General features: G+C 69.5%; 13 protein-coding genes and 1 pseudogene. 7 read left to right on the top strand and 7 right to left on the bottom strand.

The genetic code is table 11. The features are described from left to right. Positions 1–62: 62 nt before the first annotated feature. Positions 63–608, top strand: coding sequence for a nitroreductase/quinone reductase family protein (locus IEY60_RS29875; protein WP_189033851.1), 546 nt, complete (start codon positions 63–65; stop codon positions 606–608). 147 nt (positions 609–755) lie between these two features. Here IEY60_RS29875 and IEY60_RS29870 read toward each other — a convergent pair whose 3' ends face one another. Next, positions 756–2042, bottom strand: a complete 1287-nt coding sequence (locus IEY60_RS29870; protein WP_189033850.1) for an NADH:flavin oxidoreductase/NADH oxidase family protein — start codon at positions 2040–2042, stop codon at positions 756–758. A gap of 105 nt (positions 2043–2147) precedes the next feature. Between IEY60_RS29870 and IEY60_RS29865 the strand changes: the two genes are divergently transcribed. Next, entirely contained in the window at positions 2148–2726 is a 579-nt protein-coding gene (locus IEY60_RS29865; RefSeq protein ID WP_189033849.1) for a TetR/AcrR family transcriptional regulator, read from the top strand. A 9-nt stretch (positions 2727–2735) separates the two neighbouring features. On the opposite strand, the gene IEY60_RS36420 is transcribed toward IEY60_RS29865, so the two are convergent. From IEY60_RS36420 to IEY60_RS29835, 5 genes are all read right to left on the bottom strand, one after another. Continuing rightward, positions 2736–3944, bottom strand: coding sequence for an aldehyde dehydrogenase family protein (locus IEY60_RS36420; RefSeq protein ID WP_308426141.1), 1209 nt, complete (start codon positions 3942–3944; stop codon positions 2736–2738). Further along, complete coding sequence (locus IEY60_RS29850; RefSeq protein ID WP_229740247.1) at positions 3941–4093, bottom strand: aldehyde dehydrogenase family protein; 153 nt, start codon at positions 4091–4093, stop codon at positions 3941–3943. Before IEY60_RS29850 ends, IEY60_RS36420 begins: the two co-directional genes overlap by 4 nt. 224 nt (positions 4094–4317) lie before the next feature. Next, the gene (locus tag IEY60_RS29845; protein ID WP_189033848.1) at positions 4318–5271 is read right to left on the bottom strand and encodes an alpha/beta hydrolase; all 954 of its coding nucleotides are present in this window, start codon (positions 5269–5271) and stop codon (positions 4318–4320) included. Positions 5272–5285: 14 nt separating this feature from the next. Next, positions 5286–5540, bottom strand: a complete 255-nt coding sequence (locus IEY60_RS29840; RefSeq protein WP_229740246.1) for a hypothetical protein — start codon at positions 5538–5540, stop codon at positions 5286–5288. After that, positions 5512–6213 (bottom strand): type 1 glutamine amidotransferase domain-containing protein, encoded by a 702-nt coding sequence (locus IEY60_RS29835; RefSeq protein ID WP_229740245.1) that lies wholly within the window; start codon positions 6211–6213, stop codon positions 5512–5514. The genes IEY60_RS29840 and IEY60_RS29835 overlap by 29 nt, the downstream gene beginning before the upstream one ends. Positions 6214–6402: 189 nt before the next feature. Here IEY60_RS29835 and IEY60_RS29830 point away from each other — a divergent pair, with 189 nt between their 5' ends. From IEY60_RS29830 to pepN, 5 genes and pseudogenes are all read left to right on the top strand, one after another. Further along, positions 6403–7197, top strand: coding sequence for an alpha/beta fold hydrolase (locus IEY60_RS29830; protein ID WP_229740244.1), 795 nt, complete (start codon positions 6403–6405; stop codon positions 7195–7197). A 51-nt stretch (positions 7198–7248) separates the two neighbouring features. After that, a pseudogene (locus IEY60_RS29825) lies at positions 7249–10559 on the top strand (protein kinase domain-containing protein). Positions 10560–10658: 99 nt separating this feature from the next. Beyond that, complete coding sequence (locus IEY60_RS29820) at positions 10659–11195, top strand: hypothetical protein (RefSeq protein ID WP_189033846.1); 537 nt, start codon at positions 10659–10661, stop codon at positions 11193–11195. Between the two features lie 95 nt (positions 11196–11290). Continuing rightward, the gene (locus IEY60_RS29815) at positions 11291–11740 is read left to right on the top strand and encodes a DUF4383 domain-containing protein (protein WP_189033845.1); all 450 of its coding nucleotides are present in this window, start codon (positions 11291–11293) and stop codon (positions 11738–11740) included. Positions 11741–11805: 65 nt separating this feature from the next. Beyond that, a complete protein-coding gene (pepN, locus tag IEY60_RS29810; RefSeq protein WP_189033844.1) occupies positions 11806–14283 on the top strand; it encodes an aminopeptidase N in 2478 nt (825 codons plus the stop codon). Between the two features lie 64 nt (positions 14284–14347). Here pepN and IEY60_RS29805 read toward each other — a convergent pair whose 3' ends face one another. Then, positions 14348–19813, bottom strand: a complete 5466-nt coding sequence (locus IEY60_RS29805; protein ID WP_189033843.1) for an ATP-binding protein — start codon at positions 19811–19813, stop codon at positions 14348–14350. Between the last annotated feature and the right edge of the window lie 249 nt (positions 19814–20062).

Below are 20062 nucleotides of genomic sequence, written 5' to 3'. Positions count from 1 at the left end.
ACGCACCGGCCGCATTGATCTACTATTCCCTGTAGTAGATCAATGCGGTGCGGGGGAACACTATGAAGATCTTCGTCGCAAGTACCACCGGAACACACACTTTTCGTTCGAGACCGGTCGACCCGGCCGGCAGGCCGGGGTGGTTCGTCCGGGTCTACTCGGCCTTCGCGGCCTGGCGCCTGACGCGACTCATCTCTCGTCACCTCGCGTGGAAGCTCGATCCGCTGCTCCTGCGCCTTACCCACGGCCGCCTCGCGACGACGCTCATCTTCCCGACGGCGATGCTGGAGACCGAGGGAGCCAGGACGAAGGCCCGGCGTCGCAACGCCATCATCTACTTCATGGACGGCGAGCACTTCGTCATCGTGGCGTCCAACGCGGGCAGCGCGGCCAACCCCGGGTGGTACTACAACCTTCTCGCCAATCCCGATGTCGTCTTCGGCGGGGCACCGATGCGGGCGACCGTGATAGCGGACGAGGCGCAGCGCCGACGACTCTGGACCATCGCCGACCGCGTTTTCCCAGCCTACATCCCCTACCGCCGGGAGGCGGGCCGAGCGGGCCGAACCGTCCCGATCATCCAACTCACCCCACGCAACACGCTCTGAATCGAATCAGACCGGGGGGAGCCCGACTTCGGCGCCGATCGACGCCAAGGCGTCGCGATTACGCCCTGCCACAACAGGTTTCAGTCCACGCTGCAGCAGGGCGTCGAGGACGAGACCGCCCGTGTAGCCGGTGGCACCGATCGTGAATCAGCGCACCGACGCACGCGACGGCGCCGTCGACTGGTTCCGCTGCTTGGCGGCGAGCCAGCGCGAATAGCGGCGCAGCGCACAAGTCTGCACACGCTGATCGGCGAGCATCGCCAGGGTCGGGCTGACAGTGAGTGCGGGATTGGAGCCGGTCGCCATGCGCCGCATCTGGTAGCGGACCATCGCCATGTCGGTCGCCGAGGCGAGCGCTTTGTCGGTCCAGGTCACCGGCTTCATGGTCCTGGTCGCCTCGAGCCCCTCCCGCCAGCGCTGCGGCAGATCGGGGGTGACCGCCAGCGCGGTGGCCATGCCGATGAGTTCGACATTGTTGTCCAGGACGCGTTCGGCGGTCTCCCGCCGCGAGATGCCACCGGTCAGCATGAGCGGCAGCGCGCTGGTCTTGGCCAGTTCGGCTGCCAACTCCAGGAAGTACGCCTCCCGCGCGGCGGTGCGGCCGTCGGTGGGGCGGCCGGACATGGCCGGACTCTCGTAGCTGCCGCCGGACACCTCGACGAGGTCGACGCCGAGTGAGGCGAGCATCTCGATCACCGTGTGCGCGTCGTCGGCATCGAATCCGCCGCGCTGGAAATCCGCGGAATTCAGTTTCACCGCGACCGCGAAATCAGGCGCCACCGCGCCGCGAATGCCACGCACGATCTCGATCAGCAGCCGCGCGCGGTTCTCGAGCGACCCGCCCCACTCGTCGGTGCGGTTGTTCACCAGCGGCGACAGGAACTGCGACAGCAGATACCCGTGCGCGGCATGGACTTCCACACCGTCGAAACCCGCCTCGGCGCGCTGCGCCGTGGTGACGAAACGACCGATGGTCTCGTGGATCTGCCACGGGGTCATCGCCACCGGCTGACCGAAGCGCTTGGAGTGCCGCCCCAGCTCGACCGCGATATCCGAAGGCCCCCAGACGACACCGGGCATGCGCGCCTGCACCTGCCGCCCGGGGTGACTGATCTGCATCCACATCGCCGCACCGGCGGCCTTGCCCGCCTTGGCCCACACCGCGAACGGTTCCAGCGGCGCGTCCGCGTCGAGGACGATGCCGCCGGGCCCGGTCAGCGCTTCGGCGTGCACCATCACGTTTCCGGTGATCAGAAGCCCGGCGCCGCCCGCTCCCCAGCGCCGATACAGAGCGACCAGGCGCTCGTCGGGCAGCTGGGCGGTACCCGCCATGCCCTCCTCCATCGCCGCCTTGGCGATCCTGTTCTGCAGCACCTGACCGGAGCGCAGCCGCAGGGGCGAGAACAATCCGACCGACTCCGAAACGCTCGACATCGGTGACTCCTTTCCGGCACACATATTTACACTGCTTACATTCGTGTGCGAGGGCTAACAGTAGGGATAAATGTAAGCACTGCCAACACTTGCTAAATTTGTTCCATGGCACTGTCGAACACGTCGTATCACCACGGCGATCTCCCGAGCGCGCTGGTGCGCGCGGCCGTGGAGCTCCTCGAAGAAGACGGTGCGGCAGACCTCTCGCTCCGAGCGGCCGCGCGCCGCGCCGGGGTGTCGACGGCCGCGCCGTACCGCCATTTCGCCGATCGCGATGCCCTGCTGTCGGCGGTCGCCGCCGTGGGCTACCGCGATCTGGCCGAACACCTGGTGGCCGCGAGCCCGGCGCCGAGCACCGCCGACGACCTCGCCGCGATCGCCGTCGCCTACGTCCGGTTCGCACTGGCCCGGCCCGCACTGTTCCGGGTGATGTTCTCCGATCCGTGCGATCCGACCAGCCCGGAACGAGTCGCCGCGACCACCGCGATCCACGAATACGTCAGATCGATTGTGCGGCAGGTGTTTCCCGACTCGGACGAGGAATCGCTGGCGACGGCGATGTGGGCACTGGTCCACGGCCTCGCTTTTCTGTACCTGCACGGTAAGTTCGACGCCGAGGACATCGACGAGCGGGTCCGCAGTACTGTTTTCGCGATACTCGAGCTGTCGGGCCCGCCCGCCTAGCGCGTCGGCTCAGGGCTCGCGGATGGTGAGCAGCACTTTGCCCACGGTCTCGCCGGAGTCCAGCAGCGGATGCGCCGCGGCGACGTCGGTGACGGGGATTTCCGCGGAAACCACCGGCGCGACAGCGCCTTCGGCGATCAGCGGCCACAGCTTCTGCCGCAGTTCGGCGATGATCTCGGCCTTGGAGCCCGGTCCGCTGCGCGCGCGGCGGCGCAGGTTCGTCACATGGACCGAAGCCCGTTTGAACAGTATGAGCCCGAGGTCGAGTTCGGCGGCGGCGCCGTCCTGCAGGCCGATGATGGTGAGGTCGCCGTTCTCGGCGAGCGCTTGCACATTCCGCTGGAGGTAGCCGGCGCCCATGATGTCGAGGATGACATCGGCACCGCCGTATTCCGCGGTCACGATCTTCACGAAATCGTCGTAGCGGTAGTTGATCAGGGTGTTCGCGCCGAGTTCCGCGCAGCGGTCCAGCTTGTACTGCGATCCGGCGGTGACCGCCACCGGGGCACTCAGTGCGCGGCCGACCTGGATCGCGTGCGTGCCGATGCCGCTGCCGCCGCCGTGCACCAGCAGGGTCTGCCCGTCGCGGAGCCCGCCGGTCATGACGACGCCCCGGCAACCATTCGAGACCACCGTCACCCTTTCGGACCTTCTGTGCGCGCCGAGCCGCTTCATTCCCTTCAGCACGACGGTCAGGGTGCTCGCCCACGCGCTCCCGGAGAAACCGCTCGGCGCGCTGAAGCCCAGAACTCGCTGGTGCGCAACGGTTTGCGCTTCGGTGTACTTCAGCATGCCGTCGGCACCGTGGCGGCGGCCGAGCCCGGAATCACCCATCCCACCCATCGGCGAATCGACACTGCCCCAGGCGGCGGCATAGGCATCGTTGACATTGACCGTGCCCGCGTGCACGCGGGCCGCGACCGCACGACCCTTGGCGCCGTCGCGGGTCCAGACGCTGGCGTTGAGGCCGTAGGCGGTGGCGTTCGCGCGCTCGATCGCCTCGTCGACATCACCGAAGGAGTAGATCGAGACGACGGGGCCGAAGGTTTCGTGGTCGTAGAGCGTCATGTCCGGGGTGACGCCGGTGAGGATGGTCGGTTCGTAGAACAGCGGTCCGAGATCGGGCCTGGCGCGGCCACCGGCCAGCACCGTCGCGCCCTTGGCGACCGCGTCCGCGACGTGCGCGGTGACGGTGTCGAGCTGGGACTGGTTGGTCAGGCAGCCGACGTCTCGTTCTGCCGCTCGAGCACCAGGTCGTGGAAACGCAGCAGGATCGTCTTACGCGTGGAGACCGGTGTGGCCGCCCGCGCGGCCTGGGCGGCTCGGGCGCGGGCGAACGCCGCCTCGACCTCGGCGGGTGTCGACACCGGCAGCGTGGCCAGCGGATCCCGGTGAACGGGATCGTGGTCGTGACCTGCGCGGCGTCCGGTCCGGCCGCGACGCGGGCGGCCAGTCGCCGCAGCAGCGCGGGGCTCAGCGACGGCGGACGACCTGCACTGCGGACAGCGTCGGGCCGGGTGGCGTGGTCCAGAGACATGAGGGGCTCCAAGATGTTCGACGAGAGAGGCAGGCGATCAGCGGCCCGCCGGATTCAGTGCAGCGCCGAGCGCAGGGTGTCCTGCGCCAGCTTGATGGCGGCGTTGGCCGCGTGGGTCGAGCGCATCGCGTTGATCATCACGAAGTCGTGGATGATCCCGCCGAAGCGCACCTGGGTCACCGGCACACCGGCCGCACGGAGCTTGGCCGCGTAGGCCTCGCCCTCGTCGCGCAGCACGTCGGCTTCCCCGGTGATCACCAATGCCGGTGGCAGACCACGCAATTGGTCGACCGAAGCACGCAGCGGGGCGGCGTAGACCTCCTCGCGCTGCGCGTCGTTGTCGGTGTACTGGTCCCAGAACCACTTCATGCCCTCGCGGGCGAGGAAATAGTGCTCGGCGAACTGGCGATACGACGGGGTATCGAAATCGGCGTCGGTCACCGGATAGAACAGCACCTGCTGCGAGATGTGGATATCACCGCGATCTTTGGCCATCAAGGTGAGGACGGCGGTCATATTGCCGCCCACCGAGTCACCCACCGCCGCCAAACGGGAAGCATCAAGGCCCTTTTCGGCGCCGTGCGCGACGACCCATTGCACGGCCGCGTAGTTCTGTTCGATCGCGGTCGGATACTTCGCCTCGGGAGACAGGTCGTATTCGGGGAACACGACAGCCGCGTCGGCGCCCACCGCCAGTTCACGGACCAACCGGTCGTGGGTGTGCGCGTTACCGAAAACCCACCCGGCGCCGTGGATATAGAAGATGACCGGAAGGGTCCCGGTGGACCCGGCGGGTTTGACGATGCGGACTTTCACCGAGCCGGTCGGCCCACCCTCGACGGTGATCCACTCCTCGTCGATCGCGGGTTTGCCCTCGTCGCTCGCCTGGACCTCGTCGACCACCTTGCGACCTTCGGCGGGCGGCATCTGGAAAAGGAACGGCGGGACATCGGTGGCTTTCGCGAACTCCGCCGCTTCGGGCTCGAGAACCGGCTTGATCTCCGTCATCGCGCTCTCCTTCGCTATTTTCGGCTCGGCACCGAGGTCGGAACCGGCATGTGCAGTGCGAGTTGACCTTCCGTTGTCACATCGAGGCGAACGTTCTTGAACGGGGGCTGGGCCGGCGTCGCGACCGACAACGACAGGTCCGTCTCGCCACCGTCGTCGACGACCCGGGCGGTGGTGCGCGTGGCGTCGATATCGACGTCGAGTTCGGTGACCCACTGGGTGTGATGCTCGCGAGCCTCGTCACGTCGACGGCCGCGCGGCGCCGACATCGGCGATGAGCCGATCAGCCAGCTCTTCGGAAGATTGCGGATTCTGCCCGGTGTAGAGATTTCCGTCGACCACGACGTGCGGCCGCAACGGGATCAGAGTCTTGGAATAGTCGACGCCCAGCTCTTTCAGCCTGTCCTCGAGCAACCACGGCGCTTTCCAGGCGAAGCGGTTGAGCAGCTCCTCACGATTGGACAGCCCGGTCATCCGGCGGCCGGCGAACGGGTTCTTTCCATCGGGCCCGGTCGCCGCCGTGATCGCCGCGGGAGCGTGACACAACAGCGCAAGGGGTCTGCCGGAGGCCAGCCGATCGGCGAGCAGCGCGCCGGAGGTCTCGTCGTAGGCCAGATCTTCCATCGGACCGTGGCCGCCGGGGTAGAAGACGACGTCGAACGCGTCGGCGTCGACCGTATCGAGCGGCACCGGCGTGGCGAGCTCATCCTGAATACCGTCCAGGTAGCGTTCCACCTCTCGGCGCTTTCCCGGCATTCCGCCGGAAATGCCGAGACTGAGCCGATCGAGCGTGGGCGCCTTTCCGCCCGGGGTGGCGATGGTGATTTCCCAACCGGCCTTGGTGAACGCCCGGTGCGGAAACGCCACTTCCTCGGCCCAGAAACCGGATGGGTGCACCGTGCCGTCTTTCAGAGTCCAGCGGTCCGCGGCCGTGAGCACCATCAGAACCTTCGTCGCCATTCATCCCTCCTGATGCAGTCGTACTCGAGACGGATGCGCCCGCCGACCAGCTCGACACAGGAGGCCGAGATGACGGACCCGCTGCCAGATGTTTTCGCCGCTTACATTAGCCTTGGTGTTGCCCACGGTCAATGAAGGCCGGGCACCGAGTCGGCATCGAAGGAGCACCAAGTGACCAGGTCGAGCGACCAGCCGGCGGATTCGCCCCTCGTCTTGATCGCACCCGCCATGGCGATCGGCTCCCGCTTCTACGCGCCGCTCGTCGCGGCATTCACCGATCGCGGCTGGAGCGCTCGCGCGCTGCCGCGTCGCGGTTTCGAGAAGGGAGAGGCTCCGGCCTCTCGTGGCAACGACTGGTCCTATCAGGACGAAATCGATGGCATCGCACAGGCTGTCGCCGAAGCCCGGAAACAGGCACCCGAGCGGCCGGTCATCGTTCTCGGCCACAGCCTCGGCGCCCAGCTCGCCGCGGGTCATGAGCTCGGCCACCCCGGCGCCGACGGGCTGGTCACCGTCGGCGGTTCGCTGCCCTACCACCGCCACTTCCCGAACTTCGGCCTGCCGGTCGCCGTCATGGCCCTGCTCGTGCCCCTGCTGACGTCGGTTTTCGGCCATCTGCCCAAGCCGGCGTTCGGTGCGCCCGGGGCACGCACGATGATGCGCGAATGGGCCAAGATGGTGCTGACCGGCCGCACGCCGTACCCCGCGCCGGAAGCGATCGCCACTCCGGCACTGGTGATTTCGCTCGAGGACGATGCCCTCGCGCCCCGACGTGCCATCGACGCCTTCGCGCGTGATCTCTTCGCTCCGGGGCAGGTGACCCGGTGGGACTACCGCACCGCCGATGTCCCCGCCGGTGCGAGCAACGACCACATCTGGTGGGTCCGGAATCCCGGCCCCGTGGTCGACCGCGTCGTCGACTGGTGGCAGGAGGTGTACCTGCCCGCGGAGTTATATCCTCGGTAGTGGTGATCGCAGCAGCGCACCGCCGGGAGGTCGTGACCGAATCGAGCCGACATGGCCGACATCCAGCCGACACAGCGCAGCTCCGCGTCGGGCATCGTGGCGGAGCTGGCCGCCGAGGGCTTCGAAGAGGCCGAGGAGATCGGCCGCGGCGGTTTCGGCGTCGTGTATCGCTGCACGCAGCCCGATCTGGACCGGGTGGTCGCGGTGAAGGTGCTGACCGCCGAGCTCGATCCCGACGGACTGCAGCGGTTCGTGCGCGAGCAGCAGGCGATGGGCAGGCTGTCCGGTCATCCGAACATCGTCGCGGTCTTCCAGGCAGGCACCACGCACGGCGGACACCCCTATCTGGTGATGCCGTATCACGCGCGCGGCTCGCTCGAGCAGCGCATCCACACCGTCGGCCCGCTCGACTGGTCGGCGATCCTGCGGCTCGGCGTGAAAATGGCGGGCGCGCTCGAGACGGCGCATCGGTCGGGCATCCTGCATCGTGATGTGAAGCCGTCCAACATCCTGCTCAGCGACTACAACGAACCGGAGCTCACCGATTTCGGGATCGCCAGGATCCAGGGCGGGTTCCGCACGACGACCGGCATCGTCACCGGCTCCCCGCCTTCGCCGCGCCGGAGGTGCTGCGTGGGGCGCCCGCGACCGTCGCCGCCGATGTGTACGGCCTGGGCGCCACGCTGTTCTGCGCGCTCACCGGGCATGTCGCCTACGAGCGGCGGGTCGGTGAGCAGGTGCTGTCGCAGTTCCTGCGGGTCTCTGCGCAGCCGAGTCCCGATCTCACCGAACAGGATGTGCCCGAGGAGGTGCGTGCCGTCATCGAGCACACGATGGCCACCGAACCCGGTGATCGGCCCGCGAGCGCCGCGGAGCTCGGCGCGGAACTTGTTGCGGCCCAGCGCAGTACCGGCACACCGGTCGATGTGCTGCGCGTCCCGAGCACCCAGCGTCCGGCCGCGGCGCCCCTCCCGCCCGCACCGCGGCCGCACGAACGGACCACCGCCCCACCGACACCCGCAACGAAGTACCGTCCGCCGACGCCCGCCAGGGCGACCCTGGCCAGGAAACGGCTGCTCGAACACCTGCGCACGAGCGAGCGCACCCGGCTCACCGTCATCCACGCACCCAGCGGGTTCGGCAAGACCACGCTGGCCGCGCAATGGCACGACGAGCTGGTCGGGCACGGCGCCGCGGTGGCGTGGCTGACCCTCGACGAGGACGACGACAATGTCGCCTGGTTCCTCACCCACCTCGTCGAGGCGATCCGGCCCACCGTCCCGGTACTCGCCGAGGACCTCGACCGGCTCCTCGAGGCCGACCCCGACGATCCGACCCGCGCCGTGCTCACCGCGCTCGTCGACGGATTGCACACCGGCGATCAGCGCGTGACCTTGGTGCTCGACGACTGGCAGCGGGTCTCCAGCCCCGCGTCGGTGGCGGCGGTCCGGTTCCTGCTCGAGCACGGCTGCCACCATCTGCCGCTGGTCGTCACCAGCACCACCCGGCTCGCGCTCCCGCTGAGCAGGTTGCGCATCCACGGCGAGCTCATCGAGATCGACGCCGCCACTTTGCGTTTCGACCCCGACGAGGTGCGGGCGTTTCTCGCCGAAGCGGGCGGGGTGCACATGACCGCCGACGAGATCGCCGCCCTCGCCCACGCCACCGACGGCTGGGTCGCGGCGCTGCAGCTGACCGTGCTGTCGCTGCGGGCGGGCGAGGATCCGGCGCGCCTGCTCGACAGCCTCGCCGGCCACCCCGACATCGGCGATTTCCTCGCCGAGAACGTGCTCGACGGGCTGGACCCGGACACCCTCGACTTCCTCATGACGACCTCGATCTGCGAGCGCATCTGCGGCGGCCTCGCCACCGCGCTGACCGGGCGTGCCGACGCCGCCGACCTGCTCGCCGACATCGCCGACCGCGGCCTGTTCCTGCTGCCCGACGGCCCGGACCGGAACTGGTATCACTATCACCAGTTGTTCGCCGGATACCTGTGCCGCAGGCTGTCTCAGGACCGGCCCGCCGACATCGCGCCGCTGCGGCTGCGGGCGGCGGACTGGTTCGCCCATCACCATCTGCTCAACGAGGCGGTCGAGCACGCGCTGGCCGCGGACGATCCGGATCGGGCGGCCGATCTCGTCGAACAGACCGCGGGCTACCTGCTGGAACGGTCGAGAATGGTGATGCTGCAAGGCATCCTGGCCAAGCTGCCCGCCGGGGTGTGCCGGGCGAGGCCTCGGATCCAGCTGTTCGGCGTCTGGGTCGATCTGGTTCTGCGTAGACCCGCGGCCACCGAAGCCGCCCTCGCCCGCTTCGAGATCGCGCTGGCCGCGGCCGCGCCCGCCGAACCCGAACGCACCGAGCTGCGCGCCGAGGCCGACGTCGCGATCAGCGTCCGCGAGATGTTCGCCGACCGGGTGGCCGACCTGGACGGCCTGACCGGTGAGGCGCTGGCGCGGCCCGATGCCTTCTCGCCGCGAATCCCGGGCGTGGCGGCCAATATCGCCACCTTCGCGGCGATCCAGCGCTTCGACTACGCCGAGGCCCGGCGGTGGCAGCTGTGGGCGGCGCCCTATCACGAGGCGACCGGCCCGTTCCTGTCCGTGTACGGGCGCTGCTTCGCCGCGCTGGCGGCCAGGGAACAGCTCGACATCAGGGGCGCGCAGGACCTGCTCACCGGCGCGCTCGACACCGCCTGCGCCACGATGGGTCCCGCCGCCCACGCGACCCGGCTCGCCTGCGCCCTGCTCGGCGAATTGCGATACGAGACAGGTGATCTCGACGCCGCGGAAGATCTGCTCACCCAGAGCAGGGAGCTGTCCGACGAGGGCGGTGGCGGTGTCGACTTCATGCTGGCGACCTACGCCGTCGGCGCGCGGGTGCGCACGCTGCGTGGCGATCGCGACGGTGCGCGCGAACTCCTCGACGAGGGGACGGCGCACGCCGAGCGCCTCGACCTGCCCCGCCTGGCCGCTCGGATGCACAACGAACGAGTGCGGCTCGGTTTCGGACTGGATCCCGGCCTGGCCGCGGCGATCCTGCGACCGCGCCGGATCCGTGACGACACCGGCATCCTCACCGCCGTCGACGAGCTCGACGAGGACTCCGCGATCCGGCTGTTGCTGGCCGAGCCCGGCGCCGACCGGCACCTGCTCGCGATCGAACGTGCCGAAGTCCTGGTCGCCGGCATCGACGCCGAACGCAGGCCGATGGCCGCGATGCGCGCGGGGTTCCTGCTCGGGAGCGCGCTGCGGCAGGTGGGCCGCACGGCCGAGGCCGAGGGCATCCTCACGCCCTTGGTGCGGCGGTGCGATCGCCTCGGGCTGGTGCGCCTGCCCACCGATGCGACGGCGACGTAGAGGTGGTCGGTGGTCAGGGATAACCAAGGGGAATCCCTGACCCGCGGTTCCGGGCCGGGACCGGATGTGCCGGGGCCGTCGCGGCACAACCATTGCGGTATGAAAAGTGTTGACGATCAGACAATTTCGGCGCGCGGCGGACGGTCAGGGCATTGGAGTGCGGCCATCCTGGCATCGGCGGTGACGGTCGCGGGAGTGTTCGGGCCGGCGGTGGGGACCGCGTCCGCGGACACCGGCGGCGCCTGTCTGTGGGCCGGGGCTCCCTATGCGCAGGGAACCACGGTCGTGGCGGGCGGATGGACATTCACGTGCGGCAGCGCGGGGACGGGGGACGCGCGCTGGAATCGCGGATCATCGGCGAATCGGCCGAGCACCGTCGCCAATCCCGGCGCGGCGGCCGATCCCACCGGCCGCTTCAGCGCCGGGGCGATCCAGCCGGGCACCGAGTACACCGACTACTGCGTGGGCGAGCAGCTGGTCAGCGGTAGCGACGCCATGTACGAGGTCGTGGCGGAGGGCGCCGGCCTGCGCTGGCGGGCGGTGGGGCCGATCGCACACTGGCGTTTCGATCAGGGCGAGGGCCACGTCCCGACCTCGCAGTCCGCGAGCCGGTGCCGGATGGATCCGCAGTACTGAGTCCGGTTTGCTCCGGAGCTGACCGGGCACGCGCAGGGTGTCCGAATGGTGCGAGTCGCCGTGCGGCCCGCCCACCGCAACGAAAGGACAACGCCATGTCCACTCCCGTCGGTAACACGATGGCCGCGCGGACGCCGATTCAGCTCGCCGCCCTGGCCGTGGGTGCGGTCTTCCTGCTGGTGGGCGTCCTCGGATTCATTCCCGGCGTGACCACCGACTACAGCAGTCTCGAATGGGCCGGCCACCACTCCCAGGCCCAGTTGTTCGGTATCTTCACGGTCTCGGTGCTGCACAATATCGTGCACCTGATCTTCGGGGTCGCTGGTCTGCTCGCCGCGGCCGGCGCCGCACAGTCACGGCTGTATCTGATCGGCGGCGGGCTGATCTATCTGGTCCTGTGGGTATACGGGCTGGTCATCGACCTGGACAGCGACGCCAACTTCGTGCCGGTCAATACCGCCGACAACTGGTTGCACTTCGGCCTCGGTCTCGGCATGGTCGCCCTCGGCGTGCTCCTGTCTCGCGGGGTACGCGTCGCACGATAGTGCGCACCTGATCTCCGCCGACGCGACCGGCCACGGCGGACTGCCGCGGCTGGCAGGATCGAGCCGTGCCTACCGCGAACCTGACCCGTTCCGAGACCGCCGCGCGCTCGGCGGCGGTCACCGTCCACGACTACCGCGTCGAACTCGACCTCTCGGGCGCCCGAGATCAGGATCGGGCCGGGTTCGCGACCACGACGACCGTCGCCTTCGACGCCACCATCGCCCGGACGTGGCTCGACTTCCTCGGACTCTCGGTCGAGTCGGTGACGGTGAACGGGCAGCAGGTGGACGTCGAGTACGACGGCGCGCGCCTCACGGTCGGCGGCCTGTCGGCGACGAATGTGGTCGTCGTGCGGGCCACCGGCGAGTACAGCCGCTCGGGTGAGGGCCTGCACCGGTTCCTCGATCCGGTCGACGGCGCGACCTACCTCTACACCCAGTACGAGCCCGCCGACGCGCGCCGGGTCTTCGCGTGCTTCGAGCAGCCCGACATGAAGGCGCCGTTCACCTTTGTGGTGACGGCGCCGTCCGGGTGGGAGGTCGTGTCGAACAGGCCCGCCGCGGTGATCGAGGACGACGGCGCGCACCAGCGGGTCGAGTTCTTCCCCACGCTGCCGATCTCCACCTACATCACCGCGGTGGCGGCGGGCCCCTACCATCGGGTCGAATCCTCCTGGACGCGAGGCGAACTCACCATTCCGCTCGGTGTCCTGTGCCGTGTCTCCCTGGCCGGATATCTGGACGCGGACACCCTCTTCGACGTGACGAAGCAGGGACTGGATTTCTTCGCCGAGCATTTCGACTACCCGTATCCGTGGGGCAAGTACGACCAGGTGTTCGTCCCCGAGTACAACCTGGGCGCGATGGAGAACCCCGGCCTGGTCACCTTCACCGAGGCGTATGTGTTCCGCGGCGCGGCCACCGCCGCGCAGTACGAGGGCAGGGCGAACACGATCCTGCACGAGATGGCCCACATGTGGTTCGGCGATCTGGTCACCATGGTGTGGTGGGACGATCTGTGGCTCAAGGAGTCCTTCGCCGACTTCATGGGCGCGCTGGCCAGTGTCGAGGCCACCGAGTGGACCGACGCCTGGGTGGCGTTCGCGAACCGCCGCAAGGCCTGGGCGTATCTACAGGACCAGCTGCCGACGACGCACCCGATCGTCGCCGACATCCCCGATCTCGAGGCCGCCAAGCTCAATTTCGACGGCATCACCTACGCCAAGGGCGCCAGCGTGCTCAAGCAGCTGGTCGCCTATGTCGGCCGGGACGAGTTCTTCACCGGGGTGCGCCGATATTTCCGGACGCACGCGTTCGGCAACACCACGCTGGCGGATCTGCTGACCGAGTTGTCCGCGGATTCGGGACGTGACCTGGCGGGATGGGCGCAGGCCTGGCTGCAGACGTCCGGGATGTCCACGCTGACACTCGACGGCGGTGAGATCGTGCAGACCGATCCGCGACCGCACCGGCTGGCTGTCGGGCTCTACGACTTCGATGCCGCGGGCGACCTCGCCTTGCGCGAGCGCGTGGAGCTCGACATCGTCGAGGAACGCACGCCGGTCGCGCTCGCGCCCGCTCCGCTGCGCCTGCTCAACGATGGGGACCTCACCTATGCGAAGGTCCGCCTCGACGCGGATTCCCTTGCCACCGTGGAACGTTCGCTGGACCGGGTCACCGATCCGCTGGCGCGCGGACTGATCTGGTCGGCGCTGTGGAATGCCGCGCGCGACGGTGAACTCGAGGTCGGCCGCTATCTGACGATGGCCCGCGACTTCGCGCCCGCCGAAACGAACATGGCGCTGCTGACCGCCGTGCTGTCGAACGCGTCCTTCGCCGTCAACCACTATCTGCCGGCGGCAGAGCGCGACCGGTGGCGCGGCGAGTGGCTCGAATCCTGCTGGGCGACACTGCATTCGTCGGAACCGGGTTCGGGTGCGCAGCTGGCCTGGGCACGGGCGACGGCCACCGCCGCCACCTTCGACGGCCGCCACGCCGCGGATATTCGCTCGATCCTCCTCGGCGATACCCCCGCACCGCAGGGACTTCCCCTCGATCCCGATCTGCGCTGGGCGCTGTGGACCGCGCTGGCCGCGACCGATGCGGCGACCGCGGCCGACCTGAATGCCGAACTCGCCCAGGACGACACGGCGTCGGGCCGCACCGCACACCGGCGGGCACTGGCGGCACGACCCGACGCGGAGGTGAAGGCCGCGGCCTGGGCCTCGGCACTGGGCGACACCACCCTGACCAACGACCACCTCGACGCGGTCATCACCGGTTTCCGTGCGGGTGGACGCCGCGATCTGATCGCCCGCTACGACGACGAGTACTTCGCGGTACTGCGCACGGTGTGGGAACAGCGCAGCATCGAGATCGCCCGCCGCATCGTCGACGGGTTGTTCCCCGCGGGCGATTCGCTCGAGCCCGTCGACGCCTGGCTCGCCGACCACGCCGACGCACCGGGAGCACTGCGCCGCCTGGTCATCGAACAGCGCGACCACCTCGCCCGCGACCTGCGGGTCCGCGCCGTGGCCGGCTAGCTCGCTCCGAAACGCGGCCGCCCACCCCGGATTACCCGGGGTGGGCGGCCTACTTCACCAGCGATTACCGAGGCAGACGGGTCTCGATGGCGTCGATGATCCGGGGGCGCAGGTCGGAGACGCTGACGATGGCGTCGACCGAACCGACCTCGACGGCGCGCTGGATGTTGTGGACGCGGTCGAACTCCGCGGCCACATCGCCCAGCTTCTCCGCGCGGACCGAGGAGCGGACCTCGTCGAGTTCCGCGGTCAGCGTCGCGCGGTCGGTGCCGAACGCGTTGGCGGCCTGGGTTTCCAGGTCGCGCACGCGCGGGTCGGCCGCGGTCCGGGAGTTGACCTCGCCGGCGAACACCACCGCGGCGGCCGGAGCGCCACCGAGGACCGACGCGAACGAGCCTTCCAGCGCGAGCACGGTCATGTTCGGGTTCAGCGCCTTGGAGAACACCACGAACGCACCGCCGTGGTAGCGCGAGATCACGCAGAACACGATGGGGCCCTCGAAGTTCACGATGGCGCGGCCGATCTCGGCGCCGTACTCGAGCTGCAGCTTGCGCATCGACTCCGGGGAACCATCGAAGCCGGACAGGTTCGCCAGCACCACCAGCGGCCGGTTGCCGCTGGCCGCGTTGATGGCCCTGGCCGCCTTCTTCGACGACTGCGGGAACAGCGTGCCCGCGGTGTAGGTGTCGGGGCCGTCGGTCGACGGGTAGCCGCGCCGCGGCACATTGCGCGACTCGATGCCCAACAGGCACACCGGGATTCCGCCCAGATGCGCGTCCTGCACCACCGCGGTCTCGGCGTCGGCCATCCCGGCCCAGCGCTCCAGCACCGGGTGGTCCTGGTCGGCCAGCGCCCGCATCACGGTCCGGATGTCGAAGGGCTTCTTGCGATCCGGGTTGGCGGCGGCGGAGAAGATCTCGCCGACGGTGGCGAAGGTGCTGTCGGCGAGCACGTGCGGGAAGCCGGAGATGTCACGGTCGATCGGGTCGACCGTCTGCGACCGGCGCGGCGCCTGCTCGCCAGGGGCGACGTAGGTGTGGTCGTAGTGCGCCATCAGCACGTCCCGGGCGGCGGGCAGGTTCGGCGCCCAGTACTGCGCCTGGCCGTTGGGGCCCATCACCCGGTCGTAGCCGCCGATACCGAAGTTGTCCTCGGCCGATACGCCACCGGAGAAGTCCAGCGACTGCTTGCCGGTGAGCACCATCGCCGACTCCGGGGTCATCACCAGCACGCCCTTGGTGTGCATCAGCATGGTGGCCTCGGCATTCCAGTACGGCTGCGCGCCGACGTTGATGCCCGCGACCACGATGTTGATCTCGCCGCCGTCCTGGGTGAACTCGACGATCCGCTTGAGCGCGGCGGCGACCCAGTCCATGTTCTCGGTGCCCGATTCCATCGAGATCCGGGCGCCGGAGGACAGCGCGTACCACTCGAGCGGAACCTGCAGGCGTTCGGCGAGATCGAGGGCGGCGATCACCCGGCGGCACTCGGGTTCCGAGAGCGCGCCCAGCGACTTGGTCGGGTCACCGAGCAGCAGCACGCGGGTGACGCCCTCGGGATGCTGAGTGGTCGGCGTGGTGACGACACCGGCGACGATCGCCGCGGTATTGCGGCCCTTCGGCCGGTCGACGGGCACCAGCGCGTTGTCGGCGTCGAGGTCGTACTCGGCGAAACTGCCCAGCAGACCGGTCAATTCGTAGGGGTACACGGTGTTGCGCGCCGCGGCACGCAGCACCTTCTGCCGGTACTCGTCGACGGGCTCGACCGGCTCGTCGGACAGGTCGCCGACCGTCACCTGGGAGCCGCCGGTGGCGTCGAAGGAGATGCGCACCCCGACCTTCGTCAGCTCAGCGGTCTCGGCGTCGCGCCTGCGCGCGATGAGCAGGATCTCCTCCAGCCCGGCGCCGGCCGCGGTCGGCAGCACGTGCCCGCCGATCGTCGCCAGCTCCTCGCTGGTGACATCCATCGGCGGCCAGATGTACATCACGATGCGGTTGGTGTTGAGGCGCTTGGCCGACGGCCGCCGGGACTGGGCGCGGCGGATCGAGTCGACACAGGTGGCGATGGTGGCCTCGGCCGTGGGCAGCGCCAGCAGCCTGCCGTCCTGATCACGCAGCGCGGCCAGGTCGCGGACCTGGGCGAAGGCGATGAGGCGGTCGTCGGACGGATTGCCCTTCGCCACACACCGGAACAGGTAGACCTCCTCGTCGTCCGAGGACGGCAGCCGGGTGAGGTCGAACTTGCGCAACCGCTCCATCTGCATCCGCTGCGCGATGTAGGGATGCAGGCCACGGATCAGCCGCTCCTCCGCCATTCCGGTGGCCGAGGGGCGGAAGGTGAAGTGGTGGTGCATGACCGCGCCGTTGCTGCCCGCGACCGTGGCCGTGATCCGGTGCACCTGCGGGGGCAGCTGGTGCGCGGCGAGGACGTCCTGCAGCGCCGCCGCCATCGCGTCGGAGTCCTCGGGCTGGGCTTCCCAGCTCAGGTAGATGTCGGCGTCGACCGAGGCCGCGCCGCTCGCCAGCTCGCCGAGCCCGCTCAGCGCGGTGCCGAGCGCGTCGAAGTTCACCGCGGTCGAGGCCAGGCTCGCGCCGTCGCGCTCGGCGACGACGAAGGCGCAGCCGCCGACGTGCTCGGTGTGGACGCCGGTGACGCCCTTGTTGCCGTAGTAGCGGCGGGTCAGCACCTCGAGCATCGGGGTGTGGTCGGGCTTGTTGCGCTCGAGCCGCTGGCCGAGCAGCCGCACCAGCGGTTCGGTGCTGCGCACCATGTCGGCGATGCGCTCGGCGCGATCGGCGGTGTCCGGGTGCGCGTCCAGATGCGTCAGGTGCCTGCGGACATTGGTGTAGACGCGGGCCCGGTTGCGGCGCAGCAGCGGCTGGCCGTACCAGCCGTACACCAGGCCGCGGCACAGGTCGGCGATCACCGGGAAACGCACCTGGGTGGCCACGACGAGGCGTTCCAGCGTCAGGCCGACGGGTTCGCGCAGCACCTGGTCGGGCATCGGCTCGCGCAGCCACTCCCGCAACAGCGTCGTGATGACTTCGACGGTGTCGGCGGGGCGCTGCTGGGCCAGGAAGATCCGGAAGACCGCGGATTCCAGGTCGGGCGTGCGGTCCAGCTCGGTGACGCCGTACTGGCCGAGCGCCTGCGCGAGCTTGGCGCGGTAGGACTCCGGCAGACCGGCCCGGTCGGCATCGAGGCTCTGCAGGTAGGTGTGGAAGTACTCGCGGTCGCTGTGCACGTGGCTCTGGCCGGGTTCGTCGTCGGCCGAGCGGTTGTGGCTCAGCGCGGCGAGATCGGCGAACACCTCGACGAGTTCGAGTTCCTCGGCCAGCGGCCGGTGGTTGGCGGCGACGGATTCGCGGCGGGCCGCGAGGTAGTCGTCGAGAACGCGGCGGTTGTCGTGCGGATCGACGTCGAAGCCGAGCAGCAGACTCCGCAGGTCCTGCAGGCCGCGGGCGAGCCGCTCGTGCGTCTGCCGCGGCGCCGGCTCGCTGGGCAGGTCGAGCTCGACGGTGCCCGCCGTTTCGGTCTCGGCGGCCTCGTCGTCGTCTGCGAGCGGTTCCAGGCGCAGCAGCGGCGCGCCGGTCTCGACCTGGGTGCCGACCGAGACCGCGCATTCCTTGAGCCGGGCGCGGAACGGCGCGCGCAGCACCGTCTCCATCTTCATGCTCTCCAGCACGAGCACCGCGGCGCCCGCCTCGACCTCGGCGCCGACCTCGACCGGGGTGCCGACGACCAGCGCGGGCGCGGGCGAGCGCACGACGCCGCCCTCGTCACGGCTGATCCGGTGGGTCACGCCGTCGACGTCGATCACATGGGTCGGGCCGTGGGTGCCGGTGACCAGGCGGTAGCGGCTGCCGTTGACGACGATCTGGCCGGTGTGCAGATCGAACCGCTCCAGATCGACATCGGCGGTGACCAGCTCGGTCCCCGCCTCGATGCCGACGCGGAAGCGGTGCGCGCCGATGCGGGCGACGCGGACCCGGTAGCTCGCGCCGCGCAGCTTGAGATCGAGCGGGCGCCCGCTCTCGTGCTGCACCTGCGGACGCCCACCGGACGCGGTCGAGATCAGCCGGTGCCGCTCGACCCGCTCGTCTTCCTCGTAGGCATCGATCGCGGCGGCCGCCAGCGCGATGGCGGAGTGGCGATGCGTGACCAGGCGGCCCTCGCTGCGCACCCGGTCGATCCAGCCGGTGTCGGCGCTGGCGTCGATCACCTCGGGCTGGTCGAGCAGGTCCAGGACGAAGCTCTTGTTCGTCGCGCCGCCTTCGATGACGACCCTGGTCTGGGCCATCGCCCGGCGCAGCCTGCCCAGCGCCTCGTCGCGGTCGCGGCCGTAGGCGATGATCTTGGCGATCATCGAGTCGAAGTCGGCGGGAATGGTGTCGCCCTCGCTGACACCGGTGTCGACGCGGATGCCGGGGCCCGCGGGCAGGTCTAGGCGCACGATGCGGCCCGGCGCCGGCGCGAAGTCGCGGTCGGGGTCCTCGGCGTTGAGCCGCGCCTCGATGGCGTGGCCGCGCTCGGCGGGCGGTTCGCCTTCGAGCTTGCCACCGGAGGCGACCGAGAGCTGGGCCTGGACGAGGTCGAAACCGGTGGTGCACTCGGTGATCGGGTGTTCGACCTGCAGGCGGGTGTTGACCTCGAGGAACGCGAAGAGCTGCTCACCCGGGTGGTACAGGAACTCGACGGTCGCCGCGCCGCGGTAGCCGACCGCGACGGCCAGGCGCTCGGCCGAGGCCTTCAGTTCGGCGGTCTGCTCGGGGCTCAAGACCGGTGAGGCCGACTCCTCGATGACCTTCTGGTTACGCCGCTGCACCGAGCAGTCGCGGACGCCGAGCGCCCACGCGGTGCCCTGACCGTCGGCGATCACCTGTACCTCGACGTGGCGGGCGCCGGTGACCAGGCGCTCCAGGAACACGACGCCGCTGCCGAAGGCCCGCGCGGCTTCCTGGCGGGTGCGCTCGTAGGCGTCGACGAGTTCGGCTTCGTTGGTGATCATGCGGATACCGCGGCCGCCGCCGCCCGCGGTCGCCTTCAGCATCAGCGGGTAGCCGATCTCGGTGGCTGCCGCGATGGCGTCCTCGACCGTGTCGACCCCACCCCGGCTCCACGGCGCGACGGGGACGCCGACCTCTTCGGCGAGCAGCTTGGCGCCGATCTTGTCGCCGAGCTTGCGCATGGCGTCCGCGCTGGGGCCGATGAAGGTGACGCCGATGTGCTCGCACAGTTCGGCGAAGGCCGGGTCCTCGGCGACGAAGCCCCAGCCGACCCAGGCCGCGTCGGCTTTGGTGGCGACCAGCGCCTGCTCGAGCACCTTGAGATCCAGGTACGGGCGCGCCGAGGCCGGACCGAGGTCGTAGGCGATATCGGCCGACCGCACGAACGTGGCGTTGCGGTCGACGTCGGTGTACAGGGCGACCGTTTCGATCGGTAGCCCGGTGGCCGCTGCCAGATCACGGACGGCATGGATGAGCCGCATTGCGGCCTCTCCCCTGTTGACGATGGCGATGCGGCTGAACACTCGCCGACTCCTTTCCATTACCAAGGACGTGGCCCGGGACGGGTGCGAATTCGAACTCCGGTTCAAGGGCAGTGTGCACCTCTACTCCGTATATGTGAACAGCGCACGAGGGTTACCGGCACGTATAGATGGAAGATTGCATCGTCCGGCCGGTCAGCGCTATCGCCGCTGCTCGTCGCCCGGGCTCCTGGACAGCCGATCCAACAGCTCCGGACGACTTGCCTTGACGTCGAGGTCAATCCCTACCGT

Origin of the sequence: Nocardia rhizosphaerihabitans (assembly GCF_014646295.1) — a bacterium.
Classification (GTDB): Bacteria; Actinomycetota; Actinomycetes; order Mycobacteriales; family Mycobacteriaceae; genus Nocardia; species Nocardia rhizosphaerihabitans.
The sequence above is the reverse complement of the archived record's forward strand: the minus strand, read 5'-3'. Positions and strand labels throughout refer to the sequence as shown.

Excerpts from the sequence above, each read along its gene's own strand:
- IEY60_RS29875 (WP_189033851.1), top strand. The coding sequence starts at position 63 with ATGAAGATCTTCGTCGCAAGTACCACCGGAACACACACTTTTCGTTCG.
- IEY60_RS29870 (WP_189033850.1), bottom strand. The coding sequence starts at position 2,042 with ATGTCGAGCGTTTCGGAGTCGGTCGGATTGTTCTCGCCCCTGCGGCTG.
- IEY60_RS29865 (WP_189033849.1), top strand. The coding sequence starts at position 2,148 with ATGGCACTGTCGAACACGTCGTATCACCACGGCGATCTCCCGAGCGCG.
- IEY60_RS29845 (WP_189033848.1), bottom strand. The coding sequence starts at position 5,271 with ATGACGGAGATCAAGCCGGTTCTCGAGCCCGAAGCGGCGGAGTTCGCG.
- IEY60_RS29840 (WP_229740246.1), bottom strand. The coding sequence starts at position 5,540 with ATGTCGGCGCCGCGCGGCCGTCGACGTGACGAGGCTCGCGAGCATCAC.
- IEY60_RS29835 (WP_229740245.1), bottom strand. The coding sequence starts at position 6,213 with ATGGTGCTCACGGCCGCGGACCGCTGGACTCTGAAAGACGGCACGGTG.
- IEY60_RS29820 (WP_189033846.1), top strand. The coding sequence starts at position 10,659 with ATGAAAAGTGTTGACGATCAGACAATTTCGGCGCGCGGCGGACGGTCA.
- IEY60_RS29815 (WP_189033845.1), top strand. The coding sequence starts at position 11,291 with ATGTCCACTCCCGTCGGTAACACGATGGCCGCGCGGACGCCGATTCAG.